Genomic DNA, 15985 nt, shown 5'->3' on the forward strand with positions numbered 1-15985 from the left:
CTCATCCTCTCCTTAAAATGATCCTCGGCTGCCGCTGTGCGAATGTCCGCCGCTGCTTCTTCCGCCTCCGCCGCCTCCCGAACTGCTGCTGCTCTTCTCGATCTTCCGCTTCGTTACCGTCGTACGAAGGAATCGGTCATAGGTTGACATCACACCCGATGTTTTAGCATCCTCGTACGTTTTGTGTCCCACGGTAACCCGCCCGCCGGAACGGTATGCCATCACGCCTACCGTAAGCCCGCCGATAACCAAGGCGACCGCGATCTGAAACCAGAGTTGGAACAGGATATTATCCGGATTCACTCCCGGTTCGTAGCCCATGTACCGGTGCACGGTTTCAATATATTTCTCGAAAGCCGCTCTGTAATCGCCGTCCGACAAATACGGAGTAATCTTATCCCGGATTTTATCGAGCCGTCTGTCGTCAAGATACTCTTCCCCTTTGTAGAATCCGGCCAAGTATATTTCCCTGTTCCGCATATCCATCGTTAAAATAACGGCATTACCAAACGGTTTATCGTATCCCGGGCCCCGTTCATCGTAGAAATCCTCCGTCATGATCATAACGTCTTTATTCTCGGAATTATCGGAAGTATAGATGATGATATCGATCTCTCTTTCGGCCCCTAATTCATTGGCCATGGCGTTCAGGGCGTCCATGTCATCCGGGCTCAGCAGGTTGGCTTCATCATAGATCAGGTTTTTGTACTCCGCCGCGGCCGCCTGTCCCGCAATCGGACCAAATAGGCTTGTTACGATGATAAGCAGGGCCGCCAGGGATGCAAAATGCTTCCTCATATGAACCCGCCTCCCATCATCCACGAAACCAATTTCAACGCCAGGAACGAAACGCAGGAAACGCCGGCAAACCAAGCGGCGACCTTCCCCTTGCTGATCGGCGGCTTGCCGACCACCTTGCCCGTCTGGCCGTTCATGGCAAAGGTATATTCCGAATGGTCGTAGTCATAATACACCATCCAGACCGGCAGCAAAACATAACTGGCTTGTTTGACCTGCGTTTTAATGTCTTTCGCCGTGTAATTAACAGTGGAATAATTGGAGACCGTAGAAGCAATATAAGCCTGAATGTAAGGCTCCGTCTTTTCCTTGGCCCGCGGGAAAAGCTCTTTATCGGTAAAGCTGTATTTCTCGGCGATATACCCGGCGAGATAAGGCGTCTTGAACGGCTTGAGCTGATCGTACGGGAACGGCTCCAGCTTATCCATTAGCTCATCATTCATTTTCTCCGAGGCGTCGATCGGCAGCCGGACGTAATTCAGCTGGATTTTGCGATAAACCTCGAAATGGTCCGTCTCCGTAATATGGTAATCGCCTCTCGTATAGCTTCTTACCTTGGTCGCATGAGCCTTGACGTCCACAATGTTATGTAGATCGTAGAGCCAGAAAGGCACGTAGATTCCCGTGATCCCCTTGATCCGGTCCGCGCTCATGAACCCGCTCGGGGTGAGCAGGCCCTTCCGGCACCATTTCTTGAAAGCCTGCATCGCTTCTTCCTTGCTAATGGTAAAAGGGATCACCTGCGCCGGAGCCAGGCTCCCGGTCAGACGGTCGCTGAGAACGACGGCCGATCCGCAGAAGCTGCAGGTCGTCGCGCTGGTCTCGGGATCGGTCACAATGACCGCACCGCAGCTGTTGCAGTGATACTCCCTCACCTCGCCCTCCGTAAATGCCTGCTTCGTCATCGGATCTTGAATTTGCTCAATATTGCTTAGTCTTCCGCAGCCCGGGCAGGATAAGGTTCCCGTCTCGCTGTCGAATGTCATATTACTGCCGCAGTAGGGGCATTTGTAATCAATAACCGGCATTGGCTCACCTCACGTACATGTATTCCGGAAAGGAAACGCTATTCCTTCCCTTTTAACTTTGCTTTGATGGCGGCTAATTCCTCCTCGGCGCCATCCGCGTCCTTCCGCGCGCCATTCTCCAGTTCGGCGATGAGCGCATCCAGGTCGTCTTCCTTGGCCCCGCCTCTGAGCTCCGCAAGCGCCTCCGCCTGATACAGCGCCATGTTCGCCTTCTCTTCCGCGGCGCGGAAAGCGGCCTCCGTTCCGCCGGATGCAGCTCCGGCGTTCCGCTGCCGGAGCGCGTCCGCCTCCGCCAGCTTCCCTTTCAGCTCGAACCGCCGCTCTTCCAGCCGGTTCAGGTCGGAAATGAGTTTATCCTGCATTTCCTTCATCCTTGCCGCATTGGCGGCGGCCTCTTCATGGGCGGCTTGCAGCTCGTTCAGCCGCTCCGCCTGCTTGGCCTTGCGCTCCAGAAACTTCAGCGCGCCTTCTTCATCGCCCGACTCCACCGATTTCTCCGCGTAACGCTGCAGCTTGCGCACCTCTGCGGCGCACTCGTCCAGCTCGCGCTTCACCCTGCCCTCAGCCGCCAGGACCGACGCCGTCTCCGCTTTTACCTGCCCCAAGTCGCTGTTCATCCGCCGCATGTATTCATCGACGATCTTGTCCGGCTCTTCCGCCCTGTCCAGCAGAGCACCGACATTGACCTTCATAATCTCCTTGAATCTCGACAAAATTCCCACGTTGCTCCCTCCCTCGGGTTTCTACTTATTATAATAATACATTTATTCCGTTCAAATGGTTTCATGAAAAAAAGCCGCCAACCGGATAGGTTGATGGCTTTTCGACTAAAAATGTGAGCGATGGCCGCTTCTTGCGGACAGGACAGCCCTTATTTGCGCCGTTCCTCTCTACTACTCCGCAATCTTACGGACATCAGAGCGCTTATTTACTGCCTATGGCTCAGTTCGGGGCCAAAGTTTGCGAAATAACGGCTGCTCCGTCCGCTATATCGCAGGATCCGCGAGTATGGACCGAATAACGGCGCTGGTGTCCGTTAGCACAGCGGCGGCGTGCCGTGTTAATCGGCCTGGCCGCTCTCCTTCCGCTTAATCCTTCAGCAGTTTCCTCCGGAGAGCTTCGAGCTCCGATTCGCTCAAGCCGATCGCGGCCAGGTAGCTTGCCGCGCCGCTGTATTTCGCTTGCAGATGCTCCAGCATCATAACCATGTTGGAAGGATCGCTGGCGAGGAAGATGTCATAGCTCTCGTCCGGCACACCCTCCGGCTTGCCTTTGCGGAGCTCCTCCATAATCGGAGCGATGCATTCACCCGTCAGCGCGTAGTCGGCGACGATCGTCTCCTCCGGCACGTCCGCCAAATCGAGCAGCAGCGCCGCTGTCACGCCGGTGCGGTCCTTGCCCGCGGCGCAGTGGAACAAGGCGGCCTGCCCTTCACCCGCCGCCAGCAATTGAAACACGCGCAGCAGCTGCGGCTGCACGTTGTCCAGCATATCGACGTACAGGTCGCCGAGGCAGGTGATATCCCGACGGGTCGATGTCGCCGGATTGACCAGACTTACATTGTGATAAGCGACCTCATTCGAGTCGGAGAATACATTTCTGAATTGCTTCAGCTCTTGCTCGTGCCGCAAATCGATCACGGTACGCAAGCCTTTGCCGAGCAGCGCCTTTTGGTCGTCCTCCGTCAGCTTATGCAGCCCGTCGGCGCGGAACAGCCGTCCCCACTTGGTCGTTCGCCCGTCCTTGGTCGCGTATCCGCCGAGATCGCGGACATTGTATGCGCCCGTAAGCGCCAGGCGTCTTTCGAAGGAATGAGTCAATGATGTCATTAGCGTAAACCGCCTTTCACGAAGGAGTCGATAATTTGTCTTTGCAGCAGCAGATAAATGATGAGCACCGGAAGACAAGCGATCGTCGTGGCCGCCATCAACGGCCCCCACAAATTCGCTTCCGAGGACATGAACATTTGCAGCCCTTTTTGCATCGTGGAATTTTCCAGCTTATTCGTGACAAGGAGCGGCCAGAAATAATCATTCCACGCCGTTATGAACTGCAAAATACCGATGGAGGCGATCGGCGCCTTCAAATTCGGGACGATCGTGCGCCACAGCACGCTCCAATCCGACGCCCCGTCCAGGTGCGCGGCTTCGATCAGCGTTTTCGGGAACGCCTTAAACGCGTTGTATAACTGGATCACCGCAAACGCCGAAGCGATATTCGGAACGATCAGTCCCGTAAGCGTATCCTTCCAGCCCATATTGCTGATCACTACGTAGTTCGGGATCATAATGACCTGAAAAGGAACGAGCCAGGTAAGTCCGATGAGCCCGTAAATGATGCCGCTGCCGCGGAAATTCCAGCGGGTAAACGCATAGGCGGCGAGAATGCTTGTAATGAGCTGGGTGAACGTTTGGGCGATGGCGACCAGCAGGGAATTGCCGATCATCCGCGCCATCGGAATCGCGTTCCAGGCGTCCCTATAGTTGTCGAGCGTCCAGGTTTTGGGCCACAGGCTCGCTGAGAACACTTCTCCCGCCGGCTTAAATGAAGTATTGATCATCCAGTATAAAGGAAATACGGCCAGAAAACATAGGGCGATCAACACCGCGTGCTTGCCAATGGCGGAGGCCTTTAGCTTTTTAGTATTCATGGTTGTTTACCTCCTAATCGTCAAAGAACGACAGCCGTTTGGACAGGTTCATGAAGCCTAAAGCGATCAAACCGAAGCCGATGAACAAAACGACAGCGGCTGCGGAGCTCCAGCCGACGGCGAAGGTTTGGAAGCCGTATTGCCACAGCAAGTAATAGATATTCGTCGTTGAACCGAGCGGCCCGCCTTGCGTCAGCACATTGACATAGGAGAAGCTCCATTCCGAAGCGAACAAAATGCTGAGCATGCCCATAAACAGAATCGACGGGGAAAGCAGCGGCAGCGTAATGTGGCGGAAGATCTGCCAGCGGTTCGCGCGGTCGATTTTGGCCGCTTCGTAGTACTCCTTGTTCACCCCGGTCAGGGCCGCGGAGAAAATCAGCGTGCTGAAGCCGATCAGCTTCCAGCCGGTAATGAACGTGATCGAATAAATCGCCCAGCGCTCGTCGGTGAAGAACCGGATCGGCTCGTCCAGCCCGAGCCACCCCAGCGTTTGGTTCAAAATGCCGTTCGTCGGGTGCATGATCCAGCGCCATACCGAAGAGACGGCGACCGGAGCCATGATCATCGGGACGAAGATGAGCGCCCGGTATACGTTACGGGCACGGCCTCCGATACTGTCCGTAAAAACCGCGATGAACAGCGGCAAAATCAAGGAAAACGGAATGACGCCGATCGTGTAGATAAGCGTATTGGTCAGCGCCTTTCCCATCTCCGGCAAGGTCAGCAGGTTCTTGAAGTTCTGCCAGCCGACATACGTTTTGGGCGTGGTCGGCAGCAGATTCCATTGATAGAAGCTGAGCTGAAACGTTTGGAGCAGCGGCCGGTAAACCCAGAACCCCAACGACAGCACTACCGGCAGCAAGTACAGATAAGGCTTGACGCCTCGCATTCGGGCGCTGAACGCTTTGCGTTGCTTGGCCTGCGGTCTCGTTGTTGCTTTCGGCTTCGGCATGGCCGAAGTCGCCGTATCGTAGTTCACGCTAAACGTTCTCCTTTCAGAAGCGCTTGGAATGAGCTTCCAGCTTATTGTACGAGCGATTGCGCCCGGGTCTGAGCTTCCTGCATTATCGTTGAAACATCGTCCGTGGACTGGATCGATTTCTGTACCGCCTCGAGCAGAATCGTCTCAATTTGGTACCAGTTCGGGCCCGGGTAGGATACCCAAGGATTAAGCCGCTCAAGCTGTTCGAGATTCGGCTTGATCAGCGGATTTTGTTCCACCCAGTCTTTCAGGTACTGCGGGTCGTCGACGATAGCCGGACGCAGCGGCAAATAGCCGATTTCCGAAGTAATGATCGTATAGCCGCGTTCGCTGGTGACGAATTGGAGGAACTTCCAGGCCGCTTGCTGCTTCGCTTCGTCGTCGGACAGAATGAACAGCGCGCTGCCCGAGTTGACCGGGGTCGTCGGCTTGCCGTCAAAGGATGGCATCGCCGCCGACTTCAATTCCCAGCCGCCGGCTTCGGCCGCCGTCAGGAACGAGCTTTGCAAAGCGCTGGTGAAGAGCAGCATGCCGACTTGTCCTTGGCTGAACGCCTCCATGACTTCGCTGTCGTTCAGCTTGCCCATCGCCCCGCTGGCTATCATGTCCTGCCACATCTCAATCGCGCCGACCGCCTCCTCGCTGCCGAATTCGATCGTCTTGCGGTCATCGGACAGCACCTTGCCGCCGTTGCTGCCGATCAGCGCCTGCACGATCCAGTCGTTGCCGACCGAGCCGCCGATGTGAACACCGGTGGCACCCGTCTTCTCGGCGATTTGCAGCGCGTACTGCTTCACTTCCGCCCAAGTGGCCGGCGGCTGCTCCGGATCGAGTCCGGCGTCGGCGAATAGTTTGGCGTTATAGAACAGCACCGGGGTGCTGAACGTAAACGGCAAGCCGTACGTTTTGCCGTTCAGTTGGCCGAGCTTCAGGCCGTTCGGCGAGAAGCCCTCGAACGCTTGCGCCAATTCATCCTCCGGAACGAGATCCTCCAAAGGCTTCGCGCCGAAATTGTTCGCGATGTAATCCAGGCCGTCAAAAACCAGCTGCGCAACGTCCGGAGGCGACCCGGCCGCGATATCGGCCTGCACCTTGGCGTTGATGTCAGGGGAGGCGACCGGGATCCCTTCTATTTCAATATCCGGGTTGGCCGCTTCAAACTCGTCGATCAGCTTTTGCGTGCCGTCCTTTTGCCCGGCCGTCGCCAGATTGTAGCTGTAGAACGTAATTTTCGTCTTCTCGCCGGAGGCCGCCGCATTCGCGGAGCCCGCGGCGTTTGTGGATCCGCCCGCCGTGTTTGTCTCGGAGCTTCCGCACGCCGCGGTCACAAGAATCGTCAGGGACAGCAGGCCTGCCGTCCAGTTTTTTTTGCCCATCATGGTTTCTCCCTCTCCCTTTGCTCTGTGTGTATTTTCTTTGCCGGGCTTTAAGCGTGAGCGGAAAGCTTGTGCAGATCGTATTCATAAACCAGCCGGTAATCGCCCGGCAAATAACGCGGTTGGACGGCGATTTGTCCGTTCTTGACCGCAACGAGGTTGTAGCCGCAGTTGTCGAGAAAGTCCATGCTGTTCTGCGCCGTCGGGTCGAGTCCGAACGCTACTCCGGTTGCCGCGCAGCTCGGAATGCCGTTTAGACTGCCGATGTTGTGAAAATGAATGTGCCCGGACAGCAGCCCGATGACATCGCGGCCGGAGATGGCCTCGGCAAGATCCTCCGGGTTTTGCAGCAAATGGCTGTCCATCAGCGCGGTCGGCGTGACCGTCACCGGGTGGTGCAGCACGACGATGCTGCCCTGCTCCGCCGGTTCGTCCAGCGTTGCCCGGAGCCATTCCAGCTGAGCTTCGTCCAGGCGGCCGTCATGCGTGCCGGGAACTTGCGTATTCAGCATCACGATCCTAAGTCCACGGTCGATAAAGCTGTAATAATACGACTCTTCCGACGGCGCCTCTTCCAGGTACCCCTCGCGGAAGGGGGCGCGGAAGTCGTGATTGCCGAGGCCGACATGCACCGGAATGCCCGCTTTCGCGGATTCTTCATCGATGAGCCGTTTGAGGTGGCGATAATCTTCCAAATCGCCGTCCTGCGTCAAATCGCCGCTGATCAGAATGAACGACGGCTTTGTTTTCAAGCCGCGGATATCCTCGAAAGCCTTGCGCAGCTTCGCAGTCGTATCGATCCCGAACAAGGGGTCGTTCTTTTCCGGGGAATTAATGTGAATATCCGTCAGATGGGCAAAATAGATCGGCTCCATAAGGATTACGCCTCCTCGTGTCCATGGGCATGCGGCGGATAAGCCGCTGCGTCGGTTACTCCGTCCAAATGTACGACGCGGTAGGAGATCTCGCCCCCGCGAACGTTCACCCACAAGACCAGGTTATCGTCGCCTCTGGTAGTTCCGTGTGCGGCGGCTCCGGTGCGACCCAACTGAATATAGGTGCGGTTGTCCTGCCGCGAGAATTCGAGCGAGTGGAAATGACCGGCAAACACTGTGTACGGCCGGTCGCCAAGCAGCGCTTCGATCCGCGCGAACTCCGCGCTCTCCGCCTTCCAGCCCGGCTTGTGCATGCTGACGAAGGTATGCTTCGCGTCCGCATGTTCCGCCAGCACCTTTTCCGCAAACGCCAATTGCTGCTCGCTGATACCTACATTGACCTGGGACATCCCCTTCATTTGCTCGGGAGTCAGTTGACTTACGATTTCGTCGTAGAATTCCTTCATATATTGGAGCGTATTCTCGGGATCCCGGTGGACTTTCTCCGTGGCCGATTTAACCAGATCGATAAATTCATCCGACATGGGATCGAACGGGTCCTCCGTATTCAAGACCAGGTATAGGTAGTCGCCGACGCGGAAAGCGTAATAATCCATCCCTTTGCGTTCGCGCCATACGTCGACCATCGCCTGAGTTCCGTAATCGTGGTTGCCCACCGTCTGGAAGAAAGGCAAGCCGGTCACCGCGATTTGCGCGTCGATGTATTCCCATTCCTCGCGGGCGTTCGCCGCGTCTTTCCAGTAACCTTCGACCAGATCACCGACAAAGAGCACGAAATCGGGTCCCAGATCCTTCAACAGTTCAAGCCCTTGCTCAAACACGCCGGCAGTCATCATGCCGCAGCGGTCGCCCATGACGGCGAAAGAGAAATTATCGGTCAAACCTTCCGGCAATGCTCCGAACCAAGGACGCTTGTCCGTGGCGATCCGGCTTTCGTCTATAAACATTTCGCTATGCTTGCGATCCAACTGTGTCGACATTAATGCGGCACTCTCCTTCCGGATTTCAAAACTTGTTACAAATTTAGTATGCAGGTTGTATGTAAGTTATGTGTTAAATCGCCGTCACACTTTTGTTAAAATTAAAACAAAAAAACGAGCTCATCATCCGAGCTCGTTTTCGAATATTCATATAATGCCGTCCATGATTAAGCTTTCGTAGGTGACCGTATAAATCTCCAGCACCGCCGCTCTGGCGGCCGCCAGGTCGCCCTGTTCAAGCGCTTCGAACGCCTTGCGGTTCGACTCCAGCGATTTGTGGGGCTTATATTGAGGGTATTGCTTGCGGTAGGATATCATTTTGAATAAAATTTTGCCTCTGGTCTGCTCCAGCACGCCCAGCATGTAATGATTATGGAGCATCCGGATAATCGTTTCGCTAAACCCGAGGAAGCTCTCATAATAGGCAGGAATGTCTCCGGCCGCCTGCGCTTCATTCTGGCGGTCCAGGTGGCTGCGCAGCGCCGGAAGATCGAACGCCAGCCCGCGTCTTTCCGCCGTATTGATGGCATATAGCTGCATCGAGATCAGCATTTCGAGCATTTCCGCATATTCCCGGAAGGTGATCTCCTTAACGATCACTCCCCGTCCCCGGAACGATTCCACGAATCCTTCCGTCACGAGCAGCGATATGGCCGCCCGGACCGGGGTCCGGCTCATCTGCAGCTGTTCGGCCAGATCGTTCTCCGACAGGAGCGTACCGGGCAAATATTCCGCGGCGATGATCCGCCGCCGCAGTTCTTCGTAAGCCTTGGTTTCCAATGATTGGCGAGACATGTTCCGCACACAAATCCTTTGCACTTTTTAGCTTAATGTTAGCAGAACGGGTCATTTTTGAAAAGAAAGGATTTGGATTATTCGCCACCAGGAGCGGATTATTTCGTTTGCCTCATCCATTCCACAAGATTCATATTGCCGGAAGCGCGGATTTCATCCACCTCTTGAATCGATTGAATTCGCCCATTATGAATCAGCACGGCCATATCCAGCAGCGGCTCGATTTCCGCGACTTCATGGGTTGACAGCACGACGGTTTGATGTTCAATGTCGACGAAAGAAATCAAGCTCTTAATAATCGAGCCGCGAACGATCGGATCAAGCCCCGACAGCGGTTCGTCCATCAAGATCAGCGGAACCTGCCGGGATAGTGCCAAAATGATTTTTAATCTGGCCATATTCCCTTTCGACAGTGCCTTTATGGGCTGATCGCCGGAAAGCTCCATGAACGCCAGCATATCCGCCGCCTTATCCCGGTCAAAATCGGAATAAACGCCGTGAAAGAACTCAATGGTCTGCATTACCGTATAAAACGGGTACAAATAATTGTGATCCGGCAAAAAGGACACTTGCTCCGGATGTCTTCGGTTCATTTGCACCCCGTTAATGACAACCGCTCCCCGGCTTGGCCGGATCAACCCGGCCATCAGTTTGAGTGTCGTCGATTTCCCGCTCCCGTTTGCCCCGATCAGGCCGATAATTTTACCTTGAGGCAGCTCGAAGCTCACGTCTTGCAGCGCGCAGCGGCGCGGATATTGTTTCGATACATTTTCAAATTTCACAATCGCGTTCGCCATCCTATTCTCACTCCTGACCGTTTGGGTTGCCGTTCGCTTGCAAGCTTTCTTCAATACCTTCAACAATCTCCGTATATGAAAAGCCCATCTCCGTCATGTTCTTTACAAACTCTTCGATATATTCCATCTTTAATTGCATACGCAATCGCTCCAACTCTTCGGTATTTTCGGTCACAAATGATCCTTGCCCTCTTCTTGCCTCTACAATGTTCATCCGTTCCATTTCGGAATAGACGCGTTGGATCGTATTCGGGTTCACCCCGGATTGCATCGCCATCTCGCGTACGGAGGGAAGCTTCTCGCCCGGTTTGATTTCCTTCCGAATGATTTGCCGGCAAATGCGCGCAATGATTTGCTGATAAATTGGTTGTGAAGCGTTAAACTCCTCTCCCATTTCCTACACCTCTACCTTTCTTTCCATTAACCAGCCTGCCAGGAAGAAGAATATGGCGCAAACCAGCACATCCACGACTAATTCACCGCTATGCAATTCCATTACGGCCCAAGCGGAATCCCCGGTCAAAGCTCCCCATTTCGTAACGGCCGCGTAACCGGCTGTTTCCGAAAGGGAAAGGAATCCCCAGATGATAAGGACAAGAACAATGAACATAACGGGCCAGCTAAACCGGTGCAGCTTAGGCTTCACGGCTTGCACGGAGACGCTGAACAATAGCGTCCAGATCCCAATGATCGCACTCAGATAAAATACGACTGAAAATACGCCAAAAAAGGATTCGCGCATATAGCCGATATAAGGGATGGGATTAAACTCAGGCTCGCCGGTCCCAAACGGCTGCGGCCAGACGAAATCTCCATCGATATAAGAAATACCATAGAACATGGCATACGCGATGGCATATGTGACACACATCCCGATGACCGCGCTAACGAGCTTTATCGCCAGCAGGGTCCAACCCGACTTAGGAAGCTGCATCCACATGGCTGAAGTCGATCTCCACTCCTTGGACAAACTGATCCATAAATAAACCGGAAGGTAAAACACCTGGATAAAAAGGAAGCCCGTCATCCCGATACTGATAATCCCCGACGAATTTCTGTATGCAAGCCATCCTCCAAGGAGGCCAACCGCAACCAGGATGGCGATACCCCCCAGTATCCATCCCTTCATTAATTTTAAATCTTTACCGAGCAGCCTTAGACATGCATCCATATTTATGTTAGCTCCTTTCGCATTAATGTTATAGTGTACTATTGAAATAGTACACTCAGACAAAACGAACGTCAATCTGAATTTTATAAATTGGGGAGAAACCTCGTATATATTTGTTTTTTACCTGTTCCGGGGGCCGATTCTTTCAATATAATTGAGAGAAATTGTAATTAAAATGGAGTGTACGGAATGGAGCCATTATTCAAGCGGTATATCCGGGACTGGAGTTCATGGGGAAATGTCTATCAATCGATCTCCGCTTTTCGCGGCTTAATTGAGGAAATCTTTGCAAGAGAGGGATTAACGGGGTATGAAGATATTTCACATCTGACTCCCGGAACCAATGCGGTATTCAAAGTCGGGAATTATGTGATCAAAATATTCGCTCCCCCGGAATCCGGCGCGGATACGGAAGCGGATTACGAAGCCGAAGAGCGCGCTCTGCAAAGGGCCATCATCCAAGGCATCAACACTCCTAAGATTGTATCCGCCTCAAGTATCCGCGATAAATACTTGTTCAAGTACTTCATTATGGAGTATATAGACGGGCGGGATGCCGGAGACATACTTCCCCTGTGCTCTTTCAAGCAGAAGCGCGAGTTTGTGCATCAATTGAAAGAGAATTTGCGCAAAATCAATGTTTCTCCTTCGGAACATGCAAATTACACTTCGTTTATCAAAAGGGGCATCAATAACGAGAGATGGAACGCATTCTCGAACACGATCCAGTTACAGCGGGCCGAGATCCTTGGCAGTCTGGAGATTTCCCCATTGGTTTATGTCCATGGCGATATCACCGCAGAGAATGTGAGAATGGGGAAGGAGGGGCAGGTCTATATCATCGATTTTGCCGATAGTACCGTCGCTCCCGCGGAATATGAGTACCCGCCCATCGTGTTTAGTCTGTTCAATTATGATATTGGAATGGTTCATGAGTTTATTGGAGATTTGGATTATGACCTGTTTATTGAAAAGCTCTTCCATGGTCTTCTGATGCACGCGTTCGGCGCCAATTTCGTGAAAGAGATTTTTGTGAAGTACACGTTGCAGGATATATCCGAGCTAACGAATTTACTCGAGATTAAGGAATTGATTTATTCTGGTCTCCAAAAAGCCGGGCTCCATGTGAGTTCACCCCCCGTAGACCGGTGAAGCCAATACGACGGCCGCGATAAAAACGATCTGCAGCAGCGTCCGGACGAACAAACCTGGCACGGGCTTCCCGTCCAGCGTCAATTTATGGCGGGCCGCATAGACATTCGCAGGGAACATGGCGATCAGCAGCAGCATGACGGCCACCGCCGCTTGCAGTGATGAATGCCAATCGTTAAAATAGGACCAGCCTATAAATCCGGCCATGCGGAACAACAAAAATGAATCCGATAAGCGCAATATATAAACCGACCGTTGGTTTGTAAATATGAATATGTTCTCAACTAGAAAACCTGCCCCTCGGATTATTCTTTCCTTTGTTCTTGGGACATTTTCAAAGCCAACAGGTCGAAGCCCCCAACCTCAGGGTTGGGGGCAAATTGAGTTAAGCTTATTTAGAACGATCCAGTTGTCTGACGGCAGGAATGAGCAGGCATAGTACCGCAACTCCGACAATTATTGCCCCCGAGAGAAAGAACCACCGGTTTACACCGATCCGGTCGGCAAAAACCCCGGAAAACACCAAACCCAGCGGCATGGCTAGAGCCATCACGCTCCCCAGCAATCCGAACACTCTGCCCAAATACTCCGGTTCTATTTTCTCCTGAAACAACGCAATCTGCACGCCATTGTAGAACGGCCCGGAAAAGCCCATCAGGACGCAGCAAATCAAGAAAAAGTAAAAGCCTCCCGCCGGTAATAAACCAGATAATATTAGCGCCAGTCCCATAAGAGAGACAGCTGCGACGATGGTATAGGTGCGGTTCTTGAAGCCGCCCCATTTGGCGAGCAGTAATCCCCCGGCCAGCATCCCGATGGCAAAGATCATTTCCGCCACGGAAGCATGCTTCATCGTTCCTCCGAAGTATCCCATCGTCATTAACGGAAATAACGCATTGATTGGCATAAATGCAAAAATGTATAACCCGCCAATCCAGAAAAGGGCCATCAATCCTTTATGATGCTTAAGCGCATAATATCCCGCTTTCAGTTCCTCCGTAAAGCCGCTCTGCACCGTACTCCCCTTGGTCTCCTGCTTCGGGATGGCCACGAGCGCAACCATGGTGCTGGCTATCAGGGCCCCCGCCACATCAATGGCGATCACGGCATTCAAATCCCAGACGGAATACAGCAGCGCAGCCGCTGCCGGACTGACGATATAGCTGATCGATTGCACCGATTGGCTGTACCCGGCGCTTTTGGCCAGGAACTCTCCCGGCACCAACAGAGGGGTCGTTGCATTCAGCGCGTTGGAATGAAATGCCGAACCGATACTGCGTATAAAAAGTACGATCATAATCAACCATACGGGAAGCTCCCTGTAGAAAGCGACCAAAGCCAGTGAGGCGGCCGCCAAGGCCACCACCATATCGGCTATGATCATTACTTTCTTGCGGCTCCACCGGTCGACCAGAACGCCGATCAAAGGTCCGCCGATCGCCTGCGGCAAGAAGCCGACCAGCGTCGCCATGGACAGCACCATGGCCGAGCCTGTTTTCGCGGTAAGATACCAGACGATCGCCATTTGAAGAATGGCGCTGGTAATGATGGATACGGCCTGGCCCGCCCATATGGTGAAAAAGTCACGTTTCCATTTTTTTGTTTGCGTGTTCATATCTTTATCTCCTCTGCATTTTTTATTGGTCGTTTTATTGTTTTTAGGCAATAAAAAATGCAGGCCTTAAGTCCACATTACGGGCTTACAGTCTGCATACCAACGAAAAGGCACAGAAGAATAAGGCATAGCTTAATAGGAATACGCCATCCTTCAACTTATCCATGTGTGATCCCATTCATAAAATAAGCACGACAAAAAAAGCCCATAAAATATGGAAAAAATCCGCTTTTTTATTGCCGTTCTTATCTCCAGCGAATGGAATGCATAGATAAGCCAACCTCCTTACGATCTCAAAATACTCGCATATGGTAGCACGGGATTTGATAAACTGTCAACTGCCGATTCAGTATGAAATTTGTTACTCTCATGTAAACCACCTTTATATTTACTTTGATATAATTTCTGTTAGACAAGGATGAGAGGGGTACCTGAAGTTGAATAAAAGGACGGGGATATCGATCTTATTGGCCGCCATTTTACTTTCGGGATGCAGTACGGAGAAACCGGGAGCGGGTACGGAAGGGCCCGGCAATTCCAACAATAGTGTCCGGGAAACAACAACACTTTCGGAACAAGAGACCGGTCAGGATGTGACTTGGTATTCAGAAAATCATGAAGTAAAGCTTTCGCCTATTAAGGAAAACGATACCGGCGGATACGAGCGCGTAACTATAGAAGTGAATGGAGTCCAGAAAGATTTTGATTGGAGATTCTCAACCTTGGGAGAGCCCCTCATCTATTATACCGACGTAACAGGGGATGGCGAGGAAGAGGCGGTTGTGATTCTTAATCTGGGGAAAGGTACGGGTTTAAGCATTGATGAAATTCATGTGCTGAACAGCAAGGACCTCTCGGAAATCAAAGTGCAAAGCTATGAGGAAATTACTGCGGATCAAGTTGAAACACATATTACTAACCATAATGATATTTTGGCAATAAAAGTGGAAGCGCAAGGAAAAAAGTATGAATTCAGTTATGAGTCTCCATTTCCGGATTTGGATCAAGAACAGCTATATTTCGGGGGTGTGGTTTATTATCATGTGGAAGACCAAACTATTGTTTCCACTTTAGGCGCAAGCTTCGGAATCTCTCCCCAATATGTATGCGATGTCCGTATCACTTATAAATTCGATAAGGCAAGAAATGAATTGATTGCCGACCGAATTGAAGTGAAGCCTTATGATTAAAGCCGAAGCATGATATCATTTGGGGGCCGGTTGTCCTTGAACCCCTATGCAAGCCCCCGCCTGATTTTTCGAAACCCGTTTTAACTGCTTAGCGAATTACCCAATTAACCCAAGAAAGCAATGGAGCGTTTTACTTTCTTGGCGAATGCAATGGGGTTATCGATTGACTCCCAATGGATGTACATCAGGCGCGGATTTTCAAATAACCAGTGATTATGGACGGCGGTTACTGTTATTCCGTTCTTGCGGAGGTTCGTCAGCAACCGGTTGACCTGGTTTTGGAAAAGGGCGGTTTCCCCCAAACAAAGCGCACGGCCGGAACTGTCCAGGGATTCGAATGAGAACAATTGATACCGAACCAGAGGGGACGTAGTTCTTCTTCCTAAAATGGAGGCGTTTATCCTTCTGTTTCTGGTTACAAAACAAACGGGACCTTTAGTAATTTCATGCTCCGTTCCGCCTAAGATGGCTGAAAATTGGTTACACAGTCTTCTAAAACGAGGGCTTGCCTTCACTGTTTCCATGATATGCTGTCATCCTCTCAATTCTTTA

At 52.3% G+C, this 15985-nt stretch carries 18 protein-coding genes; 2 read left to right on the plus strand and 16 right to left on the minus strand.

Annotated features, from left to right (window positions below; all coding sequences use genetic code 11):
• Positions 1-12 precede the first annotated feature (12 nt).
• The 13 genes from V3851_RS22310 to V3851_RS22370 form a co-directional block, all read right to left on the minus strand.
• The gene (locus V3851_RS22310) at positions 13-798 is read right to left on the minus strand and encodes a TPM domain-containing protein (protein ID WP_331848738.1); all 786 of its coding nucleotides are present in this window, start codon (positions 796-798) and stop codon (positions 13-15) included.
• The gene (locus V3851_RS22315) at positions 795-1826 is read right to left on the minus strand and encodes a TFIIB-type zinc ribbon-containing protein (RefSeq protein WP_331848739.1); all 1032 of its coding nucleotides are present in this window, start codon (positions 1824-1826) and stop codon (positions 795-797) included. Before V3851_RS22315 ends, V3851_RS22310 begins: the two co-directional genes overlap by 4 nt.
• A gap of 38 nt (positions 1827-1864) precedes the next feature.
• Complete coding sequence (locus tag V3851_RS22320) at positions 1865-2548, minus strand: PspA/IM30 family protein (protein WP_331848740.1); 684 nt, start codon at positions 2546-2548, stop codon at positions 1865-1867.
• A 366-nt stretch (positions 2549-2914) separates the two neighbouring features.
• On the minus strand, positions 2915-3655 hold the full coding sequence (locus V3851_RS22325; RefSeq protein ID WP_331848741.1) for a tyrosine-protein phosphatase: 741 nt from the start codon (positions 3653-3655) through the stop codon (positions 2915-2917).
• Positions 3655-4476, minus strand: a complete 822-nt coding sequence (locus V3851_RS22330; RefSeq protein ID WP_331848742.1) for a carbohydrate ABC transporter permease — start codon at positions 4474-4476, stop codon at positions 3655-3657. The genes V3851_RS22325 and V3851_RS22330 overlap by 1 nt, the downstream gene beginning before the upstream one ends.
• Before the next feature lie 13 nt (positions 4477-4489).
• A complete protein-coding gene (locus V3851_RS22335; RefSeq protein ID WP_331848743.1) occupies positions 4490-5458 on the minus strand; it encodes a carbohydrate ABC transporter permease in 969 nt (322 codons plus the stop codon).
• A 44-nt stretch (positions 5459-5502) separates the two neighbouring features.
• Complete coding sequence (locus V3851_RS22340) at positions 5503-6840, minus strand: ABC transporter substrate-binding protein (RefSeq protein WP_331848744.1); 1338 nt, start codon at positions 6838-6840, stop codon at positions 5503-5505.
• Between the two features lie 47 nt (positions 6841-6887).
• The gene (locus tag V3851_RS22345) at positions 6888-7712 is read right to left on the minus strand and encodes a metallophosphoesterase family protein (RefSeq protein ID WP_331848745.1); all 825 of its coding nucleotides are present in this window, start codon (positions 7710-7712) and stop codon (positions 6888-6890) included.
• 5 nt (positions 7713-7717) lie between these two features.
• Positions 7718-8713 carry a metallophosphoesterase family protein gene (locus V3851_RS22350; RefSeq protein WP_331848746.1) on the minus strand — a complete coding sequence of 332 codons (996 nt, stop codon included), beginning with the start codon at positions 8711-8713 and terminating at the stop codon, positions 7718-7720.
• Positions 8714-8860: 147 nt separating this feature from the next.
• Positions 8861-9508 carry a GntR family transcriptional regulator gene (locus V3851_RS22355; protein ID WP_331848747.1) on the minus strand — a complete coding sequence of 216 codons (648 nt, stop codon included), beginning with the start codon at positions 9506-9508 and terminating at the stop codon, positions 8861-8863.
• A 98-nt stretch (positions 9509-9606) separates the two neighbouring features.
• Positions 9607-10305 (minus strand): ABC transporter ATP-binding protein, encoded by a 699-nt coding sequence (locus V3851_RS22360; RefSeq protein WP_331848748.1) that lies wholly within the window; start codon positions 10303-10305, stop codon positions 9607-9609.
• Between the two features lie 7 nt (positions 10306-10312).
• Positions 10313-10699: a GntR family transcriptional regulator gene (locus V3851_RS22365; protein WP_331848749.1), complete on the minus strand. Its 387-nt coding sequence runs from the start codon at positions 10697-10699 to the stop codon at positions 10313-10315.
• A gap of 3 nt (positions 10700-10702) precedes the next feature.
• A complete protein-coding gene (locus tag V3851_RS22370) occupies positions 10703-11476 on the minus strand; it encodes a hypothetical protein (protein WP_331848750.1) in 774 nt (257 codons plus the stop codon).
• 189 nt (positions 11477-11665) lie between these two features.
• Between V3851_RS22370 and V3851_RS22375 the strand changes: the two genes are divergently transcribed.
• Positions 11666-12628: a phosphotransferase family protein gene (locus tag V3851_RS22375; RefSeq protein WP_331848751.1), complete on the plus strand. Its 963-nt coding sequence runs from the start codon at positions 11666-11668 to the stop codon at positions 12626-12628.
• Here the strand turns inward: V3851_RS22375 and V3851_RS22380 are convergent.
• Positions 12608-12835, minus strand: coding sequence for a DoxX family protein (locus V3851_RS22380; RefSeq protein WP_331848752.1), 228 nt, complete (start codon positions 12833-12835; stop codon positions 12608-12610). The genes V3851_RS22375 and V3851_RS22380 overlap by 21 nt on opposite strands.
• 184 nt (positions 12836-13019) lie before the next feature.
• Positions 13020-14243 (minus strand): MFS transporter, encoded by a 1224-nt coding sequence (locus V3851_RS22385; RefSeq protein ID WP_331848753.1) that lies wholly within the window; start codon positions 14241-14243, stop codon positions 13020-13022.
• 437 nt (positions 14244-14680) lie between these two features.
• On the opposite strand from V3851_RS22385, the gene V3851_RS22390 reads away from it, so the two are divergent.
• Positions 14681-15433, plus strand: coding sequence for a hypothetical protein (locus V3851_RS22390; RefSeq protein WP_331848754.1), 753 nt, complete (start codon positions 14681-14683; stop codon positions 15431-15433).
• A 104-nt stretch (positions 15434-15537) separates the two neighbouring features.
• Here the strand turns inward: V3851_RS22390 and V3851_RS22395 are convergent, their stop codons facing one another.
• Complete coding sequence (locus V3851_RS22395) at positions 15538-15957, minus strand: DUF1259 domain-containing protein (protein ID WP_331848755.1); 420 nt, start codon at positions 15955-15957, stop codon at positions 15538-15540.
• Between the last annotated feature and the right edge of the window lie 28 nt (positions 15958-15985).

This window comes from Paenibacillus haidiansis (assembly GCF_036553665.1).
GTDB lineage: Bacteria > Bacillota > Bacilli > Paenibacillales > Paenibacillaceae > Fontibacillus > Fontibacillus haidiansis.